Annotated in this window: 20 protein-coding genes and 2 pseudogenes; 17 read left to right on the top strand and 5 right to left on the bottom strand. The window is 61.9% G+C overall.

The annotated features are described in order from the left end of the window. Positions 1-3 precede the first annotated feature (3 nt). Positions 4-1,320 carry a dicarboxylate/amino acid:cation symporter gene (locus NUH87_RS04085; RefSeq protein ID WP_338524854.1) on the top strand — a complete coding sequence of 439 codons (1,317 nt, stop codon included), beginning with the start codon at positions 4-6 and terminating at the stop codon, positions 1,318-1,320. A 90-nt stretch (positions 1,321-1,410) separates the two neighbouring features. Here NUH87_RS04085 and NUH87_RS04080 read toward each other — a convergent pair whose 3' ends face one another. After that, positions 1,411-1,989 (bottom strand): helix-turn-helix domain-containing protein, encoded by a 579-nt coding sequence (locus NUH87_RS04080; RefSeq protein ID WP_338524853.1) that lies wholly within the window; start codon positions 1,987-1,989, stop codon positions 1,411-1,413. Between the two features lie 160 nt (positions 1,990-2,149). Between NUH87_RS04080 and NUH87_RS04075 the strand changes: the two genes are divergently transcribed. Next, positions 2,150-3,019 carry an alpha/beta hydrolase gene (locus tag NUH87_RS04075; protein WP_338524851.1) on the top strand — a complete coding sequence of 290 codons (870 nt, stop codon included), beginning with the start codon at positions 2,150-2,152 and terminating at the stop codon, positions 3,017-3,019. 24 nt (positions 3,020-3,043) lie between these two features. Further along, the gene (locus tag NUH87_RS04070) at positions 3,044-4,042 is read left to right on the top strand and encodes an NADP-dependent oxidoreductase (protein WP_338524850.1); all 999 of its coding nucleotides are present in this window, start codon (positions 3,044-3,046) and stop codon (positions 4,040-4,042) included. Positions 4,043-4,113: 71 nt separating this feature from the next. Here the strand turns inward: NUH87_RS04070 and NUH87_RS04065 are convergent. Together NUH87_RS04065 and NUH87_RS04060 are read right to left on the bottom strand one after the other, a co-directional pair. After that, a pseudogene (locus NUH87_RS04065) lies at positions 4,114-6,353 on the bottom strand (molybdopterin cofactor-binding domain-containing protein). A 12-nt stretch (positions 6,354-6,365) separates the two neighbouring features. Next, positions 6,366-6,839 (bottom strand): (2Fe-2S)-binding protein, encoded by a 474-nt coding sequence (locus NUH87_RS04060; RefSeq protein ID WP_338524849.1) that lies wholly within the window; start codon positions 6,837-6,839, stop codon positions 6,366-6,368. Positions 6,840-7,437: 598 nt separating this feature from the next. Here NUH87_RS04060 and NUH87_RS04055 point away from each other — a divergent pair. The 8 genes from NUH87_RS04055 (at position 7,438) to otnI (ending at position 15,015) form a co-directional block, all read left to right on the top strand. Beyond that, positions 7,438-7,878 (top strand): CBS domain-containing protein, encoded by a 441-nt coding sequence (locus NUH87_RS04055; protein WP_040068105.1) that lies wholly within the window; start codon positions 7,438-7,440, stop codon positions 7,876-7,878. 94 nt (positions 7,879-7,972) lie between these two features. Beyond that, positions 7,973-9,019, top strand: a complete 1,047-nt coding sequence (locus NUH87_RS04050; RefSeq protein WP_422393902.1) for an MCP four helix bundle domain-containing protein — start codon at positions 7,973-7,975, stop codon at positions 9,017-9,019. Continuing rightward, positions 9,016-9,582 carry a methyl-accepting chemotaxis protein gene (locus NUH87_RS31210; protein WP_422393901.1) on the top strand — a complete coding sequence of 189 codons (567 nt, stop codon included), beginning with the start codon at positions 9,016-9,018 and terminating at the stop codon, positions 9,580-9,582. Before NUH87_RS04050 ends, NUH87_RS31210 begins: the two co-directional genes overlap by 4 nt. Positions 9,583-9,720: 138 nt before the next feature. After that, positions 9,721-10,626 carry an L-threonate dehydrogenase gene (ltnD, locus tag NUH87_RS04045; RefSeq protein ID WP_338524847.1) on the top strand — a complete coding sequence of 302 codons (906 nt, stop codon included), beginning with the start codon at positions 9,721-9,723 and terminating at the stop codon, positions 10,624-10,626. Positions 10,627-10,636: 10 nt separating this feature from the next. After that, positions 10,637-11,926, top strand: coding sequence for a 3-oxo-tetronate kinase (otnK, locus tag NUH87_RS04040; protein WP_338524846.1), 1,290 nt, complete (start codon positions 10,637-10,639; stop codon positions 11,924-11,926). Further along, on the top strand, positions 11,923-12,561 hold the full coding sequence (locus tag NUH87_RS04035; RefSeq protein ID WP_338524845.1) for an aldolase: 639 nt from the start codon (positions 11,923-11,925) through the stop codon (positions 12,559-12,561). Before otnK ends, NUH87_RS04035 begins: the two co-directional genes overlap by 4 nt. A 189-nt stretch (positions 12,562-12,750) precedes the next feature. After that, on the top strand, positions 12,751-14,211 hold the full coding sequence (locus tag NUH87_RS04030) for an SLC13 family permease (protein WP_338524844.1): 1,461 nt from the start codon (positions 12,751-12,753) through the stop codon (positions 14,209-14,211). A gap of 21 nt (positions 14,212-14,232) precedes the next feature. Then, entirely contained in the window at positions 14,233-15,015 is a 783-nt protein-coding gene (gene otnI, locus NUH87_RS04025) for a 2-oxo-tetronate isomerase (protein WP_338524842.1), read from the top strand. Between the two features lie 46 nt (positions 15,016-15,061). On the opposite strand, the gene NUH87_RS04020 is transcribed toward otnI, so the two are convergent. Together NUH87_RS04020 and NUH87_RS04015 are read right to left on the bottom strand one after the other, a co-directional pair. Then, positions 15,062-15,880 (bottom strand): DeoR/GlpR family DNA-binding transcription regulator, encoded by an 819-nt coding sequence (locus tag NUH87_RS04020; RefSeq protein WP_338524841.1) that lies wholly within the window; start codon positions 15,878-15,880, stop codon positions 15,062-15,064. Between the two features lie 148 nt (positions 15,881-16,028). After that, the gene (locus tag NUH87_RS04015; protein ID WP_040068092.1) at positions 16,029-18,086 is read right to left on the bottom strand and encodes a carbon starvation CstA family protein; all 2,058 of its coding nucleotides are present in this window, start codon (positions 18,084-18,086) and stop codon (positions 16,029-16,031) included. Positions 18,087-18,249: 163 nt separating this feature from the next. Between NUH87_RS04015 and NUH87_RS04010 the strand changes: the two genes are divergently transcribed. From NUH87_RS04010 to NUH87_RS31200, 6 genes and pseudogenes are all read left to right on the top strand, one after another. Beyond that, positions 18,250-19,611, top strand: coding sequence for a cache domain-containing protein (locus NUH87_RS04010; RefSeq protein WP_338524840.1), 1,362 nt, complete (start codon positions 18,250-18,252; stop codon positions 19,609-19,611). Between the two features lie 30 nt (positions 19,612-19,641). Beyond that, positions 19,642-20,274: a response regulator transcription factor gene (locus NUH87_RS04005; RefSeq protein ID WP_338524839.1), complete on the top strand. Its 633-nt coding sequence runs from the start codon at positions 19,642-19,644 to the stop codon at positions 20,272-20,274. Positions 20,275-20,459: 185 nt separating this feature from the next. Then, a complete protein-coding gene (locus NUH87_RS04000) occupies positions 20,460-22,253 on the top strand; it encodes a putative bifunctional diguanylate cyclase/phosphodiesterase (RefSeq protein ID WP_338524837.1) in 1,794 nt (597 codons plus the stop codon). A gap of 58 nt (positions 22,254-22,311) precedes the next feature. Continuing rightward, complete coding sequence (locus NUH87_RS03995; protein WP_338524836.1) at positions 22,312-22,941, top strand: response regulator transcription factor; 630 nt, start codon at positions 22,312-22,314, stop codon at positions 22,939-22,941. A gap of 172 nt (positions 22,942-23,113) precedes the next feature. Continuing rightward, positions 23,114-24,178, top strand: a pseudogene (locus NUH87_RS31205) (methyl-accepting chemotaxis protein); the annotation flags it as partial. Next, a complete protein-coding gene (locus NUH87_RS31200) occupies positions 24,173-25,036 on the top strand; it encodes a methyl-accepting chemotaxis protein (RefSeq protein WP_422393921.1) in 864 nt (287 codons plus the stop codon). The pseudogene NUH87_RS31205 and the gene NUH87_RS31200, both read left to right, overlap by 6 nt. Positions 25,037-25,060: the final 24 nt, after the last annotated feature.

The following is a 25,060-nucleotide window of genomic DNA, read 5'->3' as shown; positions in this document are numbered from 1 at the left end:
CCCATGACAACCATAACAATAAGAGAACCGCGCCATTCACGGCTGCGCGGCGTGTTCCGCCATCTGTATGTGCAGGTGCTGCTGGCGATCGCGCTGGGCATCCTCTTCGGTCATTTCTACCCCGGCCTCGGTGAGGAAATGAAGCCGCTGGGCGACACGTTCATCAAGCTGATCAAGATGCTGATCGCGCCGATCATCTTCTGCACCGTGGTCAGCGGCATTGCCAGCATGCAGAGCCTCAAGCGCATCGGTCGGGTCGGCTTCAAATCGTTGCTGTACTTCGAGGTGCTGACCACCCTGGCGCTGGTGGTCGGGCTGATCGGCGTGAACCTGATGCAGCCCGGTGCGGGCCTGCACATCAATCCGGCGAGCCTCGATGTCCATGCCATCGACAGCTACAGCAAGCTGGCCCATGAACAGAGCGTGGTGGGCTTTCTCACCCATATCGTGCCCAGTACGGTGTTGGGCGCATTTGCCGAGGGCGACATCCTCCAGGTGCTGTTCATTTCCATTCTGTTTGCCTTCGCCCTGCAGATGCTGGGTGATGTCGGCAAGCCGCTGCTGCACCTGATCGACCTGGTGGCCCAGGCGTTTTTCCGCATGGTCAGGATGGTGATGTATGTCTCGCCGTTGGGGGCCTTCGGCGGCATGGCCTTTACGGTCGGCAAATACGGCGTGGGTTCCCTCGGGGCGTATGGCCAGTTGCTGATCTGCTACTACGTGACGGCGCTGTTCTTTGTGCTGGTGATGCTCAACCTGGTGGCGCGGCTGGCGGGTTTCAGCCTGTGGCGGTTCCTCAAGTACATCCGCGACGAGCTGTTCCTGGTGCTGGGCACCTCGTCTTCGGAGTCGGCCTTGCCGCGCCTGATGGGCAAGCTGGAGCGCCTGGGCTGCGAGAAGTCGGTGGTGGGGCTGGTGGTGCCTTCGGGTTACTGCTTCAACCTCGATGGCAGTTGCATCAACATGACGGTGCTGGCGATCTTCATCGCCCAGGCGCTGGATATCCCCCTCGACCTGTGGCACCAGGTCACCTTGTTGTTGATTCTGCTGCTGACCTCCAAGGGCGCGGCCAGTATCACCGGCGGGGCGTTCATTACCCTGGCGGCCACCCTTGGTAGCCTGGATGTGATCCCGGCAGCGGGGCTGGTGCTGGTACTTGGGGTCTACCGTTTCATTTCCGAGGGTGGGGCGTTGATCAACGTGATTGGCAACGGTGTGGCCACGTTGTTCATCGCCAAGTGGGAAGGGGCGCTGGACGAAGAGAAACTGGCGGCCGAATTGCACAAGGGCTGTGCCCGCGAGCCAGAGGTACAACCCTGAACGAGTTGTCGCGAGACAGCCCCAGGACCGCTCAGTCCACGAATACTGGGCGGTCCCGGGTTTGCGAGAGGGCTTGTCTCAAGCCGTAGCTCATGGCGTGGCGGGCAACAGGGGCGCGAGCATTTCCGTGCGACAGGCTTCGAGAATCTCATCCGCCAGTGGCGAGTCATCCGGACAGGCCCGTGACAACACGATGGCACCGACCGCCTGGGCCAACAGGTTGATCATCTTGGCTCGCACGTTGTGCTGATCCACGTCGCCTGGCACCGTGCCCTCGCGCTCAAGGACGGCGAGCGTGTTTTCGATCCCGTCGGCAAAGGTCGTCCTGATCTCTTCCGGTTGACGCGCGGCATCCCCGCAGAGGGCTGCCATCGTGCAGCCCAGGCTGCGGGCATCACGGTGTTCCCGTGACACGTAAAGGCTGATGTACTCGGCGAGGTCGAGACCGGCGTTATTGGCCAGGGTCTGGGACAGCCCGCACGCAGCGGCTTCGGCCATCAAATCGGCTTTTGAGCGGAAATGCTTGTAGAACCCGCCATGGGTGAACCCGGCAGCCGCCATCAGGTCTGCCACCCCCACGCCGTCATAGCCCCGTTCGCGAAACAGGACGGAGGCCGTCTCGACGATGCGCGCCCGGTTCGCCTGGGCCTGCGCCTTGGTGACTTTCATATCCCAATACCTCTTTGCGTCTGCCAACCGCCAGATGGTCACTATACATAGATGTCGATCATCATCAAAGATGTTGACGGTTTGGATTATGATCATCATCATAAAGATGCGCCACTACCTGTCATGAGCGACACTCTCTACGAGGCGCGCGGAGTCAACCATGAGCCATGCCGACAAACCGCTTCACCCAGGGCCCGATACGTCGTACGGGCAGGCCGCGAACCGCTCGATCAATGTCGGCGGGACGGCTTTTGCCTACCGTGACCTGGGACCTCGCAGCGGTGTGCCATTGATTCTTCTCAATCATTGGGGGGCGGTACTGGACAATTTCGACCCGCGGATCATCAATGGCCTAGCCAGCAGGCGCCGCGTTATCGCCACTGACTACCGGGGGATCGGCGCGTCGGGTGGAACAGCCCCGGTGACCATCGGTGCCATGGCACAGGATGCAATCGCCCTGATTCGCGCACTGGGTTTCGAGAAGGTCGACCTGCTCGGTTTTTCCCTTGGCGGATTCGTGGCGCAGGACATGGCGTTGAAGGCCCCCGAGCTGGTCCGCAAGCTGATTCTGACCGGTACGGGACCCGCCGGCGGCCAAGGCATCGACAGGGTATGGGCTACGTCCTGGCCCTTGATGATCAAGGGCCTGCTGACGCTGCGCGATCCCAAGTTCTACCTGTTCTTCACCGCCACGGCCAATGGTCGCCAGGCCGCGAAGGCCTTCCTGAAACGATTGCAGGAACGCAAGGAACATCGGGACAAGGCTCCCACGCCTGCGGCCTTCCTGCGGCAGTTGAGGGCGATCGAAGCCTGGGGCCGTCAGGCGCCCCAGGATCTGGGCAGCCTTCGGATCCCGGTACTGATCGCCAACGGCGATAACGACATCATGGTACCTACCGTCAACTCCACCGACATGGCGCGTCGCATTCCTGATGCGCAACTGATCATTTACCAGGACGCCGGGCATGACGGGATTTTCCAGCACCATGCCGACTTCGTGCCCAAGGCCTTGTCCTTCCTCGACGCCTGACACCCTCCAGAGAGCTGAATCACCATGAAGGCATTTTTTATCGATCGCTATGGCAAGCGTCACGGACGTATTGGCCAGTTGCCCGACCCTGAGGTTCGGGACAACGATGTGCTGGTCCAGGTCCATGCCACCAGCGTCAACCTGTTGGATTCCAAGATCAGGAAGGGCGAGTTCAAACTGATCCTGCCGTATCGTTTTCCACTGATCCTGGGCAATGACCTGGCGGGTGTCGTGGTCCGGGTGGGGCCTGGCGTGACTCGCTTCAAGCCGGGCGATGAGGTCTATGCCCGCCCTCGCGAGGATCGTATCGGCACTTTCGCCGAGCTGATTGGCGTGACGGAAGACGCGCTTGCGCTGAAACCCCGGAACCTCGGCATGGACGAAGCTGCCGCCGTTCCCCTGGTTGCGCTGACGGCCTGGCAGGTGCTGGTGGAAACCGCCAAGCTGAAGAAGGGGCAGAAGGTGCTTATCCATGCCGGCTCGGGTGGGGTGGGCACGATCGCCATCCAGCTCGCCAAGCATCTGGGGGCCTTCGTGGCCACGACCACCAGCACAAGTAATGTCGAGTGGGTGAAAGCGCTGGGCGCGGACGTTGTGATCGACTACAGGAAGCAGAACTTCGAGAGCCTGTTGCAGGACTACGATGTCGTGCTGAACAGCCTGGGCGCAGATGTCCTTGAGAAATCACTCAAGGTCCTGAAGCCGGGCGGCCAACTGATTTCCATCTCCGGTCCACCCACCCCAGAGTTCGCGCAAGAGCAGGGACTGTCCTGGGGACTGAAACAGGTCATGGGGCTCTTGAGCTACGGCATCCGGAGGAAAGCGCGCAAGCTCGGTATCCGCTATGCCTTCGTTTTCATGCGGGCCAGTGGTGTTCAACTGCGTGAGATCAGCGCCCTTGTCGAGGCCGGCGCGATCAAGCCGGTGGTGGATCGAACCTTTTCATTCGAGTCGACAGCCGATGCCCTGAACTATGTCGAACAGGGGAGAGCGAAAGGCAAGGTGATCATCAAGCTCAGGTAATCCGGAAACGGTGACCGCACCCACGCATCCCACGGTGCGGCCCACCCGGTAGGCGCTGAGTTCCATCAGTTTTACACCAGTTTGAAGGGCAACTGACGCACCGGCTTACCCGTGAGGCTCGCGATCGCATTCGCAAAGGCGGGGGCCAACGGGGGCAGGCCGGGCTCACCCATCCCGGTGGGTGGTTCGGCGCTGGGCACGATGTGGACGGCAAACTCGGGCATGTCGGTGATGCGCGGAACGCTGAAGTCAGCAAAATTACTCTGTTGCACGACACCCTCTTTCAGGGTGATGGCACCGCCCGGCAGGCACATCGACAAGCCCATCAGGGCAGCACCCTGCACCTGGGCTTCAACGCTGCGCGGGTTGACAGCCAGGTTGCAGTGTACGCCGGCGGTCACATGGTGCAGCACCGGACGGCCGTTCTGCACCGAGGCTTCCACGACGTAGGCCACCACCGAACTGAAAGACTCGTGTACCGCAACGCCCCAGGCCCGGCCGGCAGGCAGCTCGCGTTTGCCGTATTGGCTCTTGTCCACGGCCAATTGCAGCGCCGCGCGATGGCGCGGACTTTGATCGGCAAACAGCTTCATCCGGTAAGCCACTGGATCCTGCTTCGTGGTTCGGGCGATCTCATCGATCAACGTCTCCATCACGAAGGCTGTGTGGGTGGAGCCCACACTGCGCCACCACAACACAGGGACGTTGAGCTTCGGGTGATGCACCGTCAGACGCATCGGCAGCGGGTAGGGATCACGCATTCCTTCCGTCGCCGTGGGGTCGATACCATTCTTCACCTGTCCCCCGAACATGGTGCCCGAGATGATGGATTGTCCGACCAACACGTGGTCCCAGGCCAGCACCTTGCCGCTGTCGTCGAAACCGATGCGCGCGCGGTGCAGGTGCATGGGGCGGTAATAGCCACCCTTGATGTCGTCCTCGCGGCTCCACAGCGTGCGCACCGGACCATTCAAACCGGCCGTTCGTGCCACCTTGGCTACCTCGCAGGCCAGCACCACAAAGTCGCTGGTGGCTACGCCACGCCGACCAAAGCCGCCGCCAGCCGTCTGCACGTTGATCTGAACCTGCTCGGGCTTGAGATTGAGTACGCGAGCGGCCGCCGCGCTGTCAGTACCGGGTAGCTGGGTACCCGCCCACAACTCGGCGCGGCCCTCGGAAAGCTGGACCGTACAGTTCAACGGTTCCATGGGCGCATGGGCCAGGTACGGGAACACGAACTCGGCTTCCAGTTGATGCGGCGCTGTTGTCAGCGGTGTCATGTCCGCCTCGAACTTGCGTGGGCCAGGGTGGCCTGCCAGCTCCCGGTAGTCGGCCAACTGCTTCTCGCTGTCTACCTTCTCTACAGTCGCTGTATCCCATTGCAGCTTGAGTGCATCCCGCCCTTGTTTGGCCTGCCAGTAGCCGTCGGCCACGACTGCCACGCCTTCAGCCCCCCATCAAGCGGGACACGCAGCACTGCCTTCACGCCTTTGACGGCGCGGGCCGCGCTGTCGTCTACAGAGGAGAGCCTGGCGCCGAACACCGGTGGGCGGGCCACCACGGCGGTGAGTTGCCCCGGCAGGCGCACATCGATACCGAAATTCTGCTGACCACTGCTCTTGGCCTTGGCATCGATGCGCGTGGTGGCATGGCCAATGATTCGGAAGTTTTTGGGATCCTTGAGCGTGACTTTCTCAGGTACAGGCAGCGCCATAGCGGCCTCGGCCAGTTCACCATAGCTGGCTTTGCGGTCCGCCGGGCCGAGTACCCAACCGGCATGGGTACTCAGGCTCGCCACGTCCAGGTTCCAGCGCGCTGCTGCCGCGGCGAGCAGCATGGCGCGAGCACGAGCGCCGAGTTCGCGGTACTGGGTATAGCTGTTCTTGATCGAGTTGGAGCCGCCGGTGAGATGCATGCCGTAGAGCGGGTCCTGGTAGGCGATATCGGCGCTGCCGTTGCGACTGCGCACGAGGCTCCAGTCGGCATCGAGCTCTTCGGCGAGGATCATCGGCAGGCCTGTCTGCACGCCCTGGCCGAACTCCAACCGGTTGATGGTCACCGTGACCTCTCCATTGGATGCGATCTGCACGAATGCGGAGGGTTGCTGATTCGGCTTGAGGGGCCCTGCGGCGACGCTGCTGTCCTGTTGCGCCAGGGCCAAGTGAGGAAATGCGCCCAGCGCAAGGCCGCCAATGCCAAGGATCTTGAGGAAGCTGCGGCGGGGGAGTGTGGCGGGGCCGTCGGCATGATCACGGTCAAGCATGTGTTGCAACGCGTGGGGGAGCTCGTCCGGGTAGGTGTCGTTGAACATGGCGAACTCCGATCAGGCGAGGGCTTTAGCGGCATCAGCCACCGCAGCGCGAATACGGGCGTAGGTGCCGCAGCGACAGATGTTGCCGGCCATGGCCGAGTCGATCTCGGCCACCGTGGGCTGCTTGCCCTTGGGTTGGGCCTTGAGGAAGGCCGTCGCGCTCATGATCTGACCACTCTGGCAGTAACCGCATTGCGCCACGTCGTGCTTGACCCATGCCTCGTGTACGGCGGTACCGACCGGGTCGCTGCCGTTGGTCGTCGCTTCGATCGTCGTGATCTTCTTACCCTCGGCGGCTGCGATAGGTGTGACGCAGGAGCGAATGGCCTGACCATCCAGGTGAACGGTGCAAGCACCGCACAGGGCAGCGCCGCAGCCGAACTTGGTGCCGGTCATGCCCAGCGTGTCGCGCAACGCCCAAAGAATGGGGGTACCAGGGTCTACGTCAACCGTGTAGTCACGGCCATTGATGTTGAGGGCACTCATAATGGGACGGCTCCCCGGGGATGAGTTGGATCAGTCTTTCGAAATGATTTGTGTCGAAGGAAGAACGAACGCCACAGGTGATTGTAGGACGAGTCTTCGTTGACTGCCGAACGCTGAACCTGGTCAGTCTCGTCTATAGGTGACGGTGGCTGATTTTTTCGAATCTAGGCCGTGTTTAGCTTGGAAACTAGACCGCTGGATCGGGATAGAGTCATAAGCTGAGTTAATTAATCACGTGTTGCCATTCAGTCTGCACTTTTATGAAGCGCCGGGCGTTACGGCGTGCACCAGCCGGAGGCGGCGCAATGCGCTTTCGCCGCCTTCCGCTCAAGTGTCCAGAGGGATGACCTCTGTCCATCGGCCCTGAAGTCTCTGTGCTGCCGACTGGCACAAAGCCTGCAGGGCTAGCCCCGGGTTCATCTGGAAGGTATTCCTGTGGACAGCCCCCTCGGTCAACGACGATCGATTGGCCGAATCGGTCAGGGCAACATCGGTGATCCGTTCAGCACCGCAAAATAACAGGCAAAGGCGCCTGGAACCGCAAGGTTTCAGGCGCTTTTTTTTGCCTTTTCAACCGTGAACAGTATTGGAGGCCCCTATGAAAACAGCCGCGCAACTGCTCAAGCTCAAGGTCGTGCAAAACCAGCAGGTGCATAGCATCGCGCCAGACCAGATGGTGCTGGAAGCGCTGAAGATGATGGCCGAAAAGAACGTCGGCGCTCTGCCCGTCATAGAGGCGGGGCAGGTGATCGGTGTGATCAGTGAGCGCGACTATGCACGCAAGGTCATTTTGCAGGGGCGCTCTTCGGTCGGGACGCAGGTTAGGGACATCATGAGCGCGCCGGTGGTCACGGCAGACAGTCAGCAGAGCATCGAGCGTTGCATGGCGGTCATGACCGACAGTCATCTGCGCCATCTGCCGGTGATGGACGGCGATCAACTGATTGGCCTGTTGTCGATCGGCGATCTGGTCAAGGAAGCCATCGCCGAGCAGGCCGACCTGATCCGGCAACTGGAGCACTACATTCGCGGCCATTGAAACGACCCGGGGCACAGTGAGTCCGGGGCTTGTGGGGCATGAAGTTTTCAAATGCGCTGCCCATCGGGCAGGTATTAATCGGGGAGCATTTGAGATGGCCAAGCTAAGCACGGCACAGCGTATCGTCATCGGCTTTGCCATTGCGCCGTTGTTACTGACAGGACAGGCGTTGTATGCGTTGCACGATCTGGCGACGCTCAAGGAACAGGCAATAGTGATCGTCAAACAGGACTGGCCGAAGATCGATCCGATCATGGTCATTGCCACCGGTGTGCGGGACAACGCCAGGAACACCCGGGATCTGCTGATCGACAAGGATAATCAGCAAGCCCAACAGTCGATCGATACCACCAGGAAACGGATCACCCAGGCACTTGAAACCCTTGAGCCACTGTTCTACCTGCCAGAAGGCAAGGCCGCCTATGCGGCCCTGAAAAAACATCGCGAGGCCTACGTCGCCGCGTTCACCCAGGTGCAGGTGTTGATCCGGCAAGGGGCTTTCGAGGCCGCGATGACGCAGCTCAAACAGCAAGTCGTCCCCGCCGAACAGCAGGTCTATCAAAGCCTGGATGCCCTGATGGCGCTGCAAGGGCAGATCTTCGTCGATCGTGAGCGGTCGGCGCAGGCGCTGTACAGCGATGCCCGCCTGAACATGCTGGGCTTGTTCGTGTTCTGCCTGGTCTCGGTCATCGCCGCCGCGGTGATCGTCACGCGCAGTGTCACCCGGCCCTTGGGGGGCGAGCCCGACGATGCGGCACGGGTATTGAGTCAAATCGCGCAAGGCGACCTGACGATTCACGTGCCCGTGAGTGCCAATGCTGGCGACAGCGTGATGGTGAGCATGCAGCAGATGCAGCAGAGCCTGAACACGATGGTCCGGCACATTGCCGTGTCGGTCGATCAGGTGGCCAGCTCGTCCGAAGAGTTGAGCGCGGTCAGCAGCCAGACCAGTAGCAGTTTGCAGTTGCAGGGCCAGGAGATCGAGCAGGCCGCTGCCGCGGTCAATCAGATGACCGCCGCTGTCGACGAGGTCGCCCGCAATGCGGTCAGCACCAGCGAGGCGTCCCGGGTGTCGGAGCAAACCGCGCAGCGTGGCCGTGAGCAGGTGCAGGAAACGGTGGCCTCGTGGCGGACGGCATGACGGATACCTCGCAGCGTATCCAGCATCTGGCCGGACGTGTGCAGGACATCAGCACGGTGCTGGAGGTGATTCGCAGCATTGCCGAGCAGACCAATCTGCTGGCCCTCAACGCGGCGATCGAAGCGGCCCGTGCCGGTGATGCCGGACGGGGTTTCGCGGTGGTCGCCGATGAGGTGCGGGCGCTGGCGCATCGTACCCAGGTGTCGACCGAGGAAATCGAGCAGATGATCGGCAACGTGCGGCTCGATACCGGGCACGCGGTGAGCGCCATGCAAAGCAGCAGTCACCTGGTGCAGACCACCCTGGAGGTTGCGCAACGCTCCGGCGAGGCACTGGAAGAGATCACCCGGTCGATCTCGCAGATCAATGAACGCAACCTGATGATCGCCAGTGCCACGGAGCAGCAGGCCCTGGTGGCGCGCGAGGTGGATCGCAACCTGGTGGGCATTCGCAACCTGTCCGAGCAGGTCTCGCTGGGTGCCCGGCAGACTCACACCGCCGGTCTGGAATTGGCCCGGATGGCCGGCAGCCTGCATCAGACCGTGGGGCGCTTCAGGACCTAGGCCGGCAGGGGGCAGGGTGCGGGTCCTTGCCCCTTGGGCGGTCTTTCAGAAGCGATGTTAAAAAATGTTATTTTGAAAAAATACTTCACATATTCTGTTCATTGGGGGATTATCCGCTCAACTTGATGGAGTCCCCTCATGAATAACAAGAATGTCGGTGTGGTCGGTTTGGGCGCGATGGGGCTGGGCATTGCCCGCTCGCTGTTGCGCAGTGGTTTCCAGGTGCATGCCTGTGATGTACGGGCGGCGGTGACGGAGCAGTTTGCCGGTGAGGGTGGGGTGGCATGCGCTTCGCCCGCGCACATGGCGGGCGAGTGCGAGGTGATCATCACGGTGGTGGTGAATGCCGAGCAGACCGAGACCGTACTGTTTGGCGAAGGCGGCGCCGTGGCCACGCTGCGCCCTGGCAGCCTGGTCATCGGTTGTGCCACCGTGGCGCCTACCTATGCGGTCGATCTTGGCCGGCGCCTGGCCGAGAAGGGCCTGCTGTACCTGGATGCGCCGATCTCCGGCGGTGCGGCCAAGGCCGCCGCCGGCGAGATGACCATGATGACCTCGGGCCCGCAGGAGGCTTACGCCAAGGCCGAGGCGATTCTTGCGGGCATGGCCGGCAAGGTCTATCGCCTGGGTGACGCCCATGGCCTGGGTTCGAAGGTCAAGATCATCAACCAGCTCCTGGCCGGGGTGCACATCGCGGCCTCCGCCGAGGCCATGGCGTTGGGTCTGCGTGAAGGGGTCGATGCCGACGCGCTCTACGAAGTGATCACCCATAGCGCCGGTAACTCCTGGATGTTCGAAAACCGCGTGCCGCACATTCTCAAGGCCGATTACACGCCCTTGTCCGCGGTGGATATTTTCGTCAAGGACCTGGGCCTGGTGCTGGATACCGCGCGCGCCAGCAAATTCCCGCTGCCGCTGTCGGCCACAGCCCACCAGATGTTCATGCAGGCTTCCAGCGCCGGTTTCGGCCGCGAGGACGACTCGGCAGTGATCAAGATTTTCCCGGGCATCCAGTTGCCGACGGCCAAGACCGAGCCTGTTTGAGGACCGCACCATGAACACCCGTCCATTACTGGGCTGCATCGCCGACGATTTCACCGGCGCCACCGACCTTGCCAACATGCTGGTGCGCGGCGGTATGCGTACCGTACAGAGCATCGGTATCCCGAGCCGCGAAGTCGCCGCCGGGATCGACGCCGATGCGATTGTGATTGCCCTGAAGTCACGTACCACACCGGTTGCCGAGGCGGTCGAAGCGTCCCTCGCGGCACTGGCCTGGCTGCGTGAACAAGGTTGCGAGCAGATCTTTTTCAAATACTGTTCAACGTTCGACTCCACGGCGGCTGGCAATATCGGCCAGGTCAGCGAAGCGCTGCTGGCGGCCCTGGGCAGTGACTTCACCCTGGCGTGCCCGGCGTTTCCGGAAAATGGCCGGACGATCTTTCGTGGCCACTTGTTTGTCCAGGATCAACTGCTCAACGAGTCGGGCATGCAGCATCATCCCTTGACGCCGATGACCGATGCCAACCTGGTCCGGGTGCTGCAATCGCAGACCAGCCTGGATGTCGGCTTGCTGCGCTACGACAGCATTGCCCAAGGGGTCGAACAGGTGCGTGGGCGAATCGCCGAATTGCGCGGGCAGGGGGTCGGCATCGCGATCGCCGATGCCTTGTCGAACCATGATCTGTACACCCTGGGCGCGGCCTGCGCGGACTTGCCGTTGCTGACCGGCGGTTCGGGGCTGGCCCTGGGCTTGCCGGACAACTTCCGCCGCGCCGGCAAGTTGCGTGAGCTCGATGCGTCGGAACTGCCGCCGGTTTACGGTGATGAAGTGGTGTTGGCCGGTAGCGCCTCGCTGGCGACCAACGGGCAAGTGGCCGCCTGGCTCGAAGCCGGTCGACCGGCACTGCGTATCGATCCACTGGCCTTGGCCGCCGGTGAGCCGGTCGTGGCGCAAGCCTTGGCCTTCGTCTGTGATAACGATGAAACCGTCTTGATCTATGCCACCAGTTCGCCGGAAGAGGTCAAGGCGGTGCAACAGCAGTTGGGTGTCGAACAGGCCGGTAGCCTGGTGGAAAACGCCTTTGGCGAAATCGCCCGGGGGCTGCGTCAGAGCGGCGTGCGGCGCTTCGTGATTGCCGGTGGCGAAACCTCGGGAGCCGTGGTTCAGGCCTTGGGTGTGCAACTGCTGCGGATCGGTGCGCAGATCGATCCGGGGGTGCCGGCGACGGTCAGCACGACCGATGAGCCGCTGGCATTGGCCCTCAAATCCGGCAACTTCGGTGGTCGCGACTTCTTCGACAAGGCCTTGAAGCAACTGGCCCAGGCTGGAGAGGCGCAATGAGCAATGAAAACGCCTTGCGCGAAGAAATCTGCGAGGTCGGCCGCAGCCTTTACCTGCGCGGTTATACCGTCGGCAGCGCCGGCAATATCAGTGCGCGTCTGGACGATGGCTGGTTGATCACCCCGACTGACGTCTGCCTCGGGCGCCTCGACCCGGCGACCATTGCCAAGGTCAACCTGGCCGGCGAATGGGTGTCCGGTGACAAGCCCTCGAAGACCCTGGCGCTGCATCGCCAGGTCTATGACCGCAACCCGGGGGTTGGCGGTGTGGTTCACACTCACTCCACCCACCTGGTGGCCTTGACCCTGGCCGGTGTCTGGCAACCCAACGACATCCTGCCACCGCTGACGCCGTATCAGGTCATGAAAGTCGGGCATATCCCGCTGATCGGCTATCAGCGACCCGGCTCGCCGAAGGTCGCCGAACAGGTCGCCCAACTGGCCAACAGCGTTCGCGGCGTGATGCTCGAACGGCTGGGGCCGGTGGTCTGGGAAAGTTCGGTTTCCAAGGCCAGCTACGCCCTGGAAGAACTCGAGGAAACCGCACGACTCTGGTTGATGAGCAACCCCAGGCCCGAACCGCTCGATCAAGCGGCGCTGGACGAGCTGCGCGAGACCTTCGGGGCGCACTGGTAGAGCACGGATTTAGCAGCACAGATCGATAACGCAGGCCCTGTCCGGGAGACGCACAGCGACTCTCGATGGCCCCGGCTTGCCTGAAAAAACAATAACAACAGGAAATCCAAGCATGACTTACCTTCACCAAGGCACTTGCAGGTCCAGCGGCGCAACCGCTGCGTTCACCCGGCGCGGAGGGCTGCCGAAATGAGCCCGTTGATCCTGATGGTGACCGCCGGGCTGGGCATCGCGCTGTTGCTGTTCCTGGTGCTCAAGTACAAATTCCAACCCTTCGTCGCCTTGATGCTGGTGAGCATCCTGGTGGCCCTGGTCGCCGGGGTGAAGCCGGCGGAGCTGGTCGCCACCATTGAAGGCGGCATGGGCAAGACCCTGGGCCATATCGCGATCATCATTGCCCTGGGCGCGATGATCGGGCGGATCATCGAACTCTCTGGCGGTGCCGAGGCCCTGGCCAGGACGCTGATCAGCCGTTTCGGCAACCGGCGTACACCGCTGGCGCTGACGATTGCCGGTTTCATGGTCGGGGTGCCGGTGTTCTTCGAGGTCGGGGTGATCATCCTGATGCCGCTGGCCTATGGCGTCGCTCGCAGTGCGCGCAAGCCGTTGCTGGTGTTCGCGCTGCCGATGTGCGCGGCCTTGCTGACCGTGCATGCCTTCCTGCCGCCACACCCGGGCGCCGTCGCCGCTGCCAGCCAGCTGGGTGCCGACCTTGGCCGGGTGCTGATGTTCGGCCTGCCGATCACCGCGCTGCTGTGCTATGTCGGCTACCGCGTGGCCGGACGCATGACCCGTCGGGTGTACCCGATGACCGACGATATTCGTGCCGAGGTCTACGGTCCGCATGTCACCCATGAAGACCTGGTCGCCTGGGGCAATGGCAACGACACCAGTACTGCGCAAGCGGCCGTGGCCGTGTCGCACATGGGCCTGGAAGAGTCCACCGGCAGCCTCGTCGCCAAGCTGCCGCCGGCGCCGCCACCGGGTTTCGGCCTGATTGTCGGGTTGATCCTGTTGCCGATCATCCTGATTCTGCTGGGCACTCTGGCCACCTCGCTGCTGCCTGCCGACTCGACCCTGCGCGGCATCATGACCGTACTCGGTGCGCCGCTGGTCGCGCTGCTGATCGACACCTTGCTGTGTGCCTGGCTGCTGGGTTCGCGGCGGGGCTGGAGTCGCACCCAGGTGTCCGATGTGATCGGCTCGGCCTTGCCCGGTGTGGCGATGGTGATCCTGATTGCCGGTGCCGGCGGTGTCTTCGGCAAGGTCCTGGTGGATACCGGCATCGGCGCCGTGGTCTCCGATCTGTTGCGCACCACCGGTCTGCCGGTGCTCGCCCTGGGCTTTCTGCTGACCCTGCTGCTGCGCGCGGTACAGGGCTCGACCACGGTGGCGCTGGTGACCACTGCCGGGATCATCAGCCCGTTGATCGCGACCCTCAACCTCACCCCGAACCACCTGGCCCTGCTGTGCCTGGCCATGGGCGGTGGCGGCCTGGCGATGTCCCATATCAATGATGCCGGCTACTGGATCTTCACCAAGCTGGCCGGGCTGAATGTGGGTGACGGTCTGCGCACCTGGACGGTGCTGACTACCTTGCTCGGTACGCTGGGTTTCTGTATTACCTTGCTGATCTGGCCGTTTGTCTGAGCCTTTATCCTGGGAGCTACCATGCCTCGTTTTGCTGCAAACCTCAGCATGCTTTATCCGGAAAAGGGCTTTCTGGAGCGCTTCGCCGCGGCCGCCGCCGATGGTTTCGAGGCGGTGGAGTACCTGTTTCCCTACGACTACAGCGCCCAGGAGCTGAAGCAGCGCCTGAGCGACAACGGCCTGGTGCAAGCGCTGTTCAATGCGCCGCCGGGCGATTGGGCAGCGGGGGAGCGGGGCACCGTGTCGTTGCCGGGTCGCGAGGGTGAGTTTCGCAGTGGTTTCGACCGCGCCCTGGACTATGCGGCGGTGCTGGGCAATTCACGTATCCATGTCATGGCCGGCCTGTTGCCCTCCGAGAGCGAGCGGGCACGGCATCATGGCATCTACCTGGAAAACCTCGCCTATGCGACGGCCGAAGCGGCCAAGGTCGGGGTGACGGTGTTGCTGGAGCCGATCAATACACGGGACATGCCGGGATTTTTCCTCAAGCGGCAGGATCAGGCCCAGGCCATCTGCAAGGAAGTGGGCGCCAGCAACCTGAAGGTCCAGTTCGACTGCTACCACTGCCAGATCGTCGAGGGTGACCTGGCCAGCAAATTGCGCCGGGATTTCGAGGGGATCGGCCATATCCAGATTGCCGGCGTGCCGGACCGCCACGAGCCGGATCTGGGGGAGGTCAACTATCCCTATCTGTTCGAGCTGATCGACCAGTTGGGCTATGACGGCTGGGTCGGTTGCGAATACCGGCCGCGCGGCGACACCTCGGCGGGCTTGCAGTGGCTGCGCGACTGGAAGGCGCGCTAGGTTTGAGAGGGCGGCGGATGTAAATCCGCCTCCTACTCGATAGACCTTAAGGCGTCACGCCGGAGGGCAACATCAGTTCGACGCCTTGTTTTCGAATACCGTCGGCTGCCGCAGTGGCCAGCGCGTCGTCGCTGATGATGATGTCGAACTGTTCCAGCCCGGCGATCTTGTATATGCTGAAGGTGCCGTACTTGGAACTGCTGGCCACCAGAACCACCTGGGACGCCGACTGCATCGCCACCTGCTTGACCTCCACCTTCAGCGCCGAAGGCGTGGTGAGGCCGCGACGCAAGTCCCAGGAGCTGGTGGAGATGAACGCGATATCGGTGACCACCTGGCGCAAGGTGGCGACCGCCAACCCGCCCACGCAGGAATGGTTGGAGTGATCCAGCTGGCCGCCGGTATGAATGACCGTGACCTGGGGCGCGTCCATCAAGGCCTGGGCGATGCCGAAGTCGTTGGTCACCACGGTCATGCCGGAAAGCGCCTTGACGTAGGGGACGATCTCCAGGGTGCTGGTGCCCGCATCCAGGTAAATCGTCATATCGGCGTGCAGCAACCGGGCGGCGAGTTTCGCCATCGCCTGTTTCTGCGGCAACTCGACCACGGCCTTGAGCTGGTGGCTGGGCTCACTGTGCAGTTGGCTGGCGATCCGAACGCCACCGGTGACCGAGTAGGCCCGACCTTCCTGCTCCAGCAGCGCAATGTCACGACGCACCGTCATGTGCGAGCACTCGAACATTTCCATCAACTGATGAACGCTCAGCACCTGGTGCTTGCGCAACTGTCGCAGCATCAACTCACGGCGCTGTTCAGGAATCATCGGTGCGCCGCTTTCGGCGGCGATGTCCTTTTGACTAGGCATTCGGGCTCCACAATGAAGAAATCCGCCGACAAGGAAAGCGGAGCAAACATAGTAGCGAATCCGCGTCAAAGGAACGAGGTGTTGCGGCTCACCAACGAAAAATGCCCCGTAGCTTTCGATACGGGGCATTTTTTTCATCTAGCTTCGATTACGCCTCTGGAACGGCCTGGAAGGGCGATTCCTTATCCGTACGCTCCTGGCTGCCCCAGGCCGAGACACCGACCTTGATCGCATAGAACAGGATGCTGAAGACCACGAACAGGAACAGCGCCGTCAGCGTGGCGTTGGTGTAGGCGTTGAAGATCACGTGCTGCATCTGGGTGATGTCCTTGGCCGGGGCGATCACCTGTCCGGCTTCCAACGCGACGCTGTACTTCTTCGCCAGGGCGAGGAAGCCGATGGCCGGGTTGGCATCGAACAGCTTGATGAAGCCGGCGCTGGTGGTGCAGATCAGCAGCCAGGCGGCGGGCAGCAGGGTGACCCAGATGTATTGCTGGCGCTTCATCTTGATCAGCACCACGGTGCCGAGCATCAGTGCGATACCGGCGAGCATCTGGTTGGAGATACCGAACAGCGGCCACAAGGTGTTGATGCCGCCCAGCGGGTCGATCACGCCCTGGTACAGCAGGTAGCCCCACATCGCCACGCAACCGGCGGTGGCGATCAGGTTGGCGGTCCAGGACTCGGTACGCTTGAGTGCCGGCACGAAGGAACCGAGCAAGTCCTGCAGCATGAAACGCCCGGCACGGGTGCCGGCATCCACGGCGGTCAGGATGAACAGTGCTTCGAACAGGATCGCGAAGTGGTACCAGAACGCCATGGTGTTTTCACCGGGCAGGACATGGTGGAGGATTTGCGCGATACCGACCGCCAGGGTCGGTGCACCGCCAGCACGGGCCAGCACAGTGGTTTCGCCGATGTCCTTGGCCACTGCCAGCAGGGCGTCCGGGGTGATGGTGAAGCCCCAACTGCTGACGGTCTGCGCCACGGCCACTGCATCAGCGCCGACCACGGCGGCCGGGCTGTTCATGGCGAAGTACACGCCCGGATCGATGACCGAGGCGGCGACCATCGCCATGATGGCCACGAAGGACTCCATCAGCATGCCGCCGTAACCGATATAGCGGGCATGGCCTTCGCTGGCCAGCAGCTTGGGCGTGGTCCCGGACGCGATCAGCGCATGGAAGCCGGACACCGCGCCGCAGGCGATGGTGATGAACAGGAACGGGAACAGACCGCCTTTCCAGACCGGGCCGGTACCGTCGACGAACTGGGTCAACGCCGGCATTTTCAGCACGGGCATGGTGATCAGGATGCCGATCGCCAGGGCCATGATGGTGCCGATCTTGAGGAAGGTCGACAGGTAGTCGCGCGGTGCCAGGATCAGCCACACCGGCAACACGGCGGCCACGAAGCCGTAGCCAATCAGCATCCAGGTGATCTGGATCCCGGTGAAGGTGAAGGCCTTGGCCCACACCGGATCCGCGGCGATCTGCCCGCCCAGCCAGATCGAGCCGAGCAGCAGGAGCACGCCGACAATGGAAATCTCACCGATGCGGCCCGGGCGGATGTAGCGCATGTAGACGCCCATGAACATCGCGATCGGGATGGTCGCCATCACCGTGAAAATGCCCCATGGGCTCTCGGCCAGGGCCTTGACCACGATCAGCGCCAGCACCGCGAGGATGATGATCATGATCAGGAAGCAGCCGAACAGGGCGATAGTCCCCGGGATGCGGCCCATTTCCTCGCGGACCATGTCGCCCAGGGAACGGCCGTTGCGGCGGGTGGAGAGGAACAGGACCATGAAGTCCTGCACCGCACCGGCCAGCACGACCCCGGCAATCAGCCACAGGGTGCCGGGCAGGTAGCCCATCTGCGCCGCCAATACCGGGCCGACCAGTGGTCCGGCGCCGGCAATGGCGGCGAAGTGATGGCCGAAGAGAATGTGCTTGTTGGTCGGCACGTAGTCCAGGCCATCGTTGTTGACGACGGCGGGAGTGGCGCGCATGGGGTCGAGTTGCATCACCTTGTTGGCGATGAACAGGCTGTAATAGCGGTAAGCGACGAGGTAGATAGCGACTGCGGCGACTACGATCCAGAGGGCATTGATGGCTTCGCCGCGGCGCAGGGCCACGACACTCAGCGCAAACGCTCCCAGGACAGCCACGGCAAACCAGGCGAGGTGTTTAGCCAGACGGGTCATTGCGTGTCTCCTGCCGACAGTCGGTAGACTGCGGCGGTAATTTTTATAATTGTGTCCGCTGTGCGGAGCTGGCCCAATATCCGTGTATACCGTCAACAAAAGTATCCGCACGACTACGTACGCAGCGTCTACGTAGTTCTACTGAGAGCCCCGGTAATCCGTCATGCAGCTCAAGCACAAAATCGTCGCCCTGGGAATCTTGCCGCTGGTCATGGCCATTGCTGTCATCTGCGCGCTGGTGATTTCCCTGAACCGCCAACTGGGCGATCAACAGGCGCAACTGATCGAAGACAGCATTCTGGCCAGCAAGCGCGCCGAACTGAAGAACTACGTCGCCATGGCGCAAAGCCTGATCGCGCCGCTCTACGACGACGGCAAGGGTGACGAGCACGCCCAGCAACAGGTGCTGGAAGAACTGCGCAAGCTCAGCTTCGGGGTCAATGGCTACTTCTTCGTCTACGACCGCGAGGGCCGCAGCCTGATGCACTCGCGCCAGTCGGAACTGGTGGGCCAATACCTGTGGGACATGAAGGACCCCCACGGTCTGCCGGTGATCCAGGCGTTGCTGAAAAGTGCCGAATCAGGGGAAGGCTTTCAACGCTACGCCTGGAACAAACCCTCGACCGGCCAGGTGACCGACAAGCTCGCCTATGTGGTGATGCTGGACCGCTGGGGCTGGATGCTCGGTACCGGCATCTACCTCGAGGACGTCGAGCGCGCGACACAGCAGGCCCGTGACGAGGTGGCCCTGGGCATCCGCAAGACCATGCTGGCGATTGCCGGGGTCGCCCTCGTGGCGGTGCTCCTGGTCTTTGCCGGCGGCATGACCCTGAACGTCAGCGAGCATCGCCTGGCCGACAGGAAACTCCAGCGTTTGACCCAGCGGATCGTCAGCTTGCAGGAGGAAGAGCGCTCACGGGTTTCCCGTGAGCTGCATGACGGTATCAGCCAGGTCCTGGTGTCCATCAAGTTTCAGTTCGAACTGGCCAGCCATGTGCTGGAGAAAGGGCAGGACAGGGGCCTGGGCATTTTAAGAGAGGCCATCGAGCGCCTGGGGGAAGCGATTGGCGAGGTGCGCAGCCTCTCTCACGATCTGCGCTCGTCGCTGCTCGACACCCTGGGCCTGCCGGCGGCGATCGGTCAGCTCGCCGCCGAGTTCGAGCAGCGCAGCGGGCTGGTGGTGACCTACGACAACAACGCGTTCGAGTGCGAGCTGGTCGATGGGCTGCCGGTCGCCTTGTTTCGGATTGTGCAGGAAGGCCTGACCAATATCGAACGACACGCACAGGCGCACAATGTCTCGATTACCCTGCAGGGGGCCGCAGAATTTGTGCGTCTGACGGTGGTCGACGACGGTATCGGTTTCAACGTCGCCCAGGTCGAACGTCGTCACTCGGGTATTGGCCTGCGCAATATCCGTGAGCGTGTCGAGCATTTTGGTGGACGACTCGAACTGGCCTCCACGCCGGGAAGGAGTGTACTGGATGTTCTGCTGCCGCTTAAGATTGCCGCTGCAAAGTCCTGACTCAGCCCACCACAAGAGCGAACGCCCCTGATGAATCTGCTCCATCCAATCCGCGTCGCCCTGGTCGACGATCACTCCCTGGTCCGGGATGGGATCAAGGCCTTGCTGGCGGTGATGCCCCCCCTGGAAGTAGTGGGCGAGGCCGAGAATGGCGCCGAAGCGCTGGAGATGGTGGCGCGCTGCCAGCCGGATTTACTGCTGGTGGATATCGGGCTGAAGGACATGAACGGACTTGAGTTGACCCGTGTGTTGAGCAAGCAGTATCCGCTGCTCAAGATTCTGGTCCTCAGCATGTACGACAACCATGAGTATGTGAGCGAGTCGGTGCGTTCCGGCGCCAGCGGTTATGTGTTGAAGAATTCACCTTCGCGGGAAATCATTGCGGCCATCGAGGCCATCGCCAGCGGCGGGACGTTTTACAGTGCGGCGATCGCACAGCGGCTGATCGCCGACAAGCACACCGATAACGAGCTGACGCCACGCGAGAGCCAGGTGCTGCGCAAGATGGTCGAGGGCCTGAACAACAAGGAAATGGCCCGCGAGCTGGACATCAGCGTGCGCACGGTGGAGACCCATCGTTTGAGCATCCGCCGCAAACTCAATATCGACAAGCCCGCGGCCTTGGTGAAGTACGCGATTGACCACGGGATCATTTCGCATTGAGGCCGGCCTGGCCTGATCGCATTGGAGACCGTGCGCGCAACGCGGGGTAGGGGGATGCCTACCTGAAAATCAGCAAGGGCCGATGGTCGGGTAAGCCGCAGGGTCCGCATCATCCGGCGGTACTGGCATGATGCTATTTTTTCTTTCGGCGTAGAGGTAGAGCGTATGGCTGGCAGGTGTGACGCATGATCATCCTCTCTGCTCTCCATACACGGCGACCAATCCTGGCGCCATTTGCCATCGGCACCGACGCTCGCCTGCGCTTCATCGACGTCAATCAACTGCTGAGCGACAAGCAGGCATTCCGTGCACTGGTGGAGAACTCGCCGGATGTCATCGTGCGCTATGACCGCGAAGGCCGGCGTGTCTACGTCAATCCCGCCTTTGAGCAGTTGTACGGTATTGCGGTCAGCGAGGTCCTGGGTACCCCGATCAGCCACGGAGGCCCGTTGTCGGAGGAGCTGACGAGCCGCTACCAGAGGGGCATCATGGACGTCATTCAGAGCGCCCGTCCCGTCGCCCTGGAGGCTACCTGGACCAAGGCGAACGGCGAGCAGGTCGTCCAGCATGTCCGGGCAGTGCCTGAGTTCGACTCGCACGGCCAAGTCGCCAGTGTATTGACCATCGCCCGCGACATCAGCGAGATCAAGGCCTACCAGCAGCAGTTGCATACCATGGCGTTTTACGACTCGCTGACCGCGCTGCCCAATCGCGAGCTCTTCAAGGATCGCCTGCAGCAAGCGATAACCCATGCCAGCCGATACAACCGGCAAGTGGCGGTGGCCATTCTCGATCTCGACAATTTCAAAGTGATCAACGACACCTTGGGTCACAGTGCGGGCGACGATTTGCTGCAGGAAACCGCCAGGCGCTTGCAGCGTGCTGTGCGCGACAGCGACACGGTCGCCCGCCTGGGCGGCGACGAGTTCGCCCTGATCATGCCCCTGGCGGCAGGGGGCTGCTTGACCGCCTTGGCCGGCAAGCTGCTACAGGCCATCAGTGGGATCTACCCGATCCAGGGGCGGGAGCTGTTCATTTCCGGCAGCATCGGTATTGCCTGCTATCCAGGCGATGCCGACACGATCAGTGAGCTGCTGCAGTACGCTGACTCGGCCATGTACCATGCCAAGGAGCAGGGGCGTAACAACGTACAGGTCTATTCGCCACAGCTCATCCAGACGACGACAGAGCGCATGGCACTCGCGGCCAGCCTGCGCGATGCTCAGTACAACGACGAGTTGGAAGTGTATTACCAGCCGCAGATCAACTTGGCCAGCGGGCGTTTGATCGGTGCCGAAGCCTTGTTGCGATGGAACCACCCCCGGCACGGACAGGTACCGCCGGACACGTTCATTCCCATCGCCGAGGACACCGGACTGATCGTCGGTATCGGTGAATGGGTGTTGCGCAAAGCCTGCCAGGTCGCGGTGGCCTGGAACCGCGGCGACCGCGGTGATCGCCACCCCGCGCTGAAGATAGCCGTGAATCTCTCGCCTCGGCAGTTCAGGATGAACGATCTACCCAACGCGATCCGCGCCATCTTGCAGGACACCGGCTGTGAGCCTGGATGGCTGATGCTGGAAATCACCGAAGGTTTGTTGCTGGACAACAATAGCGTCGTGCGTGAGATCCTCGATCAATTATTCGACATGGGGCTCACCATCGCTATCGACGACTTCGGTACCGGCTATTCGGCGCTCGGTTACCTGAGTCGTTTTCCGGTCAAGATCCTGAAGATCGATCGCTCCTTCATCCGTGGCATCGACCACCGGCGTGAGAGCATCGAACTGGTCAAGGCCATTATCTCCATGGCCCATGCCCTGGGCATGGCGCTGGTGGCCGAAGGTGTCGAAGAACCCTCCCAGGAAGCCTTTCTGCAACGCTTTGGCTGCCAAAGCGCGCAGGGCTATCTGTACGGCAAGGCCATGCCGCGGGAACACTTCGAACAACTGCTGCTCTACAAGGCCGGTATGCGCTGACTGGCCCCGGTCGATGTACCCGTGTACGCACTCTCATCAAGATAGGTAGAGAAACACCATGATCCGACTGATGATCGCCGATGATCACGCCATCATGCGCGAAGGATTGAAGCGGCTGTTCGCCCTGGACGACGACCTGCAGGTTGTCGCCGAAGCGGAAAACGGCCTTGTGCTGCTCGAACGACTGCGCCACGGCGGTATCGACCTGCTGCTGCTCGACATGAGCATGCCCGGCATCAGCGGTGAGGATTTACTGTTTCGCATCCACGCCCACTATCCGTCACTGCCGATTCTGGTGCTGAGCATGTACAACGAAGTCCCTATCGTCCTGCGCGCGCTCAGAACGGGCGCGCTAGGCTACCTGACCAAGGACAGCGACCCTGAAACGCTGCTCCTGGCCATCCGCCGAGTGGCCACCGGCGGACGCTATATCGATACCCGGCTGGCCGAGCAGATAGCCTTCGCCGCCGGCGGCCTGGGACCGCACTGCGAGCACGATGCGCTGACCGACCGTGAACTGCAGGTCATGCGCCTGCTCGCTCGCGGACTCAGCGTCATGCGGATTGCCGCCGACCTGGCGATCAGCCACAAGACCGTCAGCACCCACAAAGGCCGCCTGATGGAAAAAATGGGCTTTACCAGTACCGCGGATATCGTTCGATATGCCATGACCCAACGATTGCTCTAGAGCGGGTCCGGGAGCACTCGAGCTCGAAGGCGTGGCGCAGGCGAGGTAAGGGGAATCCTAGTCAGGAACCAGCATGCGCTGATGGATAGCGCCTCACAGGGTTTGCACAATGCTTTGTGCCAATGTTCTGTCGCCAGTCTTCTGGTGAAAAGCATGCCCTGAGAGAGATTGAATGAATAAAGTGTTCGGTAATATCAGCGTCAGCCTCAAACTGGGCCTGGGATTCGGCCTGGTTCTGGTCCTTACTGGCGCCTTGGCCCTGATCAGTTGGAACAGCCTGGACAGCTTGGTCAAGCGCAGCGACCGAATGGGTGATGTCACCCTGTTAAATACGTTGCTGACCAAACTACGCGTGGCCCGCCTGCAATACATGCTGACCAATGGCGATGAAACGGTTGTACAGGATGTGCAGGTCAGCCTGGATGCGTTCAGCACCCAAGACCAAAAACTGATCGAAAGTGTCAAGAACCCAGAAAACCTTAAACTGCTCAAAGAACAAGCGGCTATCGTCAGCGACTACCAGCAATTGCTGAATAAAATGCGCGACGCGTATCGCGCCCGCAGCAGTGCGTACCAAGCCATGGGCAACAGCGGCGAAGCGGCCTCCAAACTGATCGACGCGATCCGCAGTAGCGTGTTGCAAATGAGCCCAGGCGACGCGGGCCATTTCGAGCGCCTCCAGGCCATCAGCCGCGCCAATGAACAGTTCCTGGCGAGCCGTTTGGAGGTTCGCGGTTACATGATCGACAGCACCCCGGATACCGAGAAGAAGGCCTTCAACCAACTGAATGAAACCATTGATGGCCTGAAACAGCTTGGCGAACAGTTCAGCTCGACCCAGTCGGATGCGCTGCGTCAGTTGGAAACGGCACTGGGCAATTACCGCACGGCCTTGCAGGCCTACAAAACGGCCAGCAACGTCGTTACCCTGACGGGTCAGGAACTGACCGACAAAGTGACCGAGATAACGGCTCTCAGCGATACCCTATACCGGAATCAACTGGACCGCCGCGACAGCGACAGCGCCCAAGCTCGCACCTTGCAGCTGGGCAGCACGCTGCTGGCGTTACTGGTCGGGATTCTCGCCGCCGTGATCATCACCCGCCAGATCACCCGTCCGATCCGCGAAACCCTCGGCGTCGTCGAACGCATTACGACGGGCGACCTCACCCACGACCTGGTGGTCACCCGCCGCGATGAACTGGGCTCGCTGCAACAAGGCATCCAGCACATGAGCGAGGCCTTGCGCAAGCTGATCAGCGGCATCCGCGATGGCGTCACGCAAATCGCCAGCGCCGGCGAAGAGTTGTCGGCGGTCACCGAACAAACCGGTGCCGGGGTGAACAGCCAGAAGATCGAGACCGATCAGGTTGCCACCGCCATGCACCAGATGACTGCCACCGTGCAGGAGGTCGCGCGTAACGCCGAACAAGCCTCGCAAGCCGCCACCGACGCTGACGGCGAGGCCCGCGCCGGTGACAAGGTGGTCGCCGAAGCCATTACGCAGATCGAACGCCTGGCTACCGAAGTGGCTCGCTCTACCGAGGCGATGACTCACCTGCAGCAGGAAAGCGACAAGATCGGCAGTGTCATGGACGTGATCAAGGCGGTGGCCGAGCAGACCAACCTGTTGGCCCTCAACGCTGCTATCGAAGCCGCCCGGGCCGGTGAGGCCGGTCGTGGTTTTGCGGTGGTGGCCGACGAAGTCCGCGGCCTGGCCCAGCGCACGCAGAAGTCCACCGAGGAAATCGAGGGCCTGGTGGCCGGTCTGCAAAGTGGCACCGAGCAAGTGGCCACAGTGATGAACAACAGCCGCACCCTGACCGACAGCAGCGTGGCGCTGACACGCAAGGCCGGAATGTCACTGGAAAACATCACCCGCACGGTGTCCAACATCCAGTCGATGAACCAGCAGATCGCCGCGGCCGCGGAACAGCAAAGTGCGGTGGCCGAAGAGATCAGCCGCAGCATCATCAATGTTCGTGATGTGTGCGAACAGACCGCTGCCGCCAGCGACGAAACAGCCGCCTCGAGCGTCGAGTTGGCGCGACTGGGCCATCAATTGCAGATGATGGTCAGCCATTTCAAAATCTGACCCGGTCAGATCGCTCCCAGGTTT

The sequence above is a fragment of the Pseudomonas batumici genome, assembly GCF_036585405.1.
Taxonomy (GTDB): Bacteria; Pseudomonadota; Gammaproteobacteria; order Pseudomonadales; family Pseudomonadaceae; genus Aquipseudomonas; species Aquipseudomonas batumici.
This window is presented reverse-complemented; position numbering and strand designations above follow the sequence as displayed.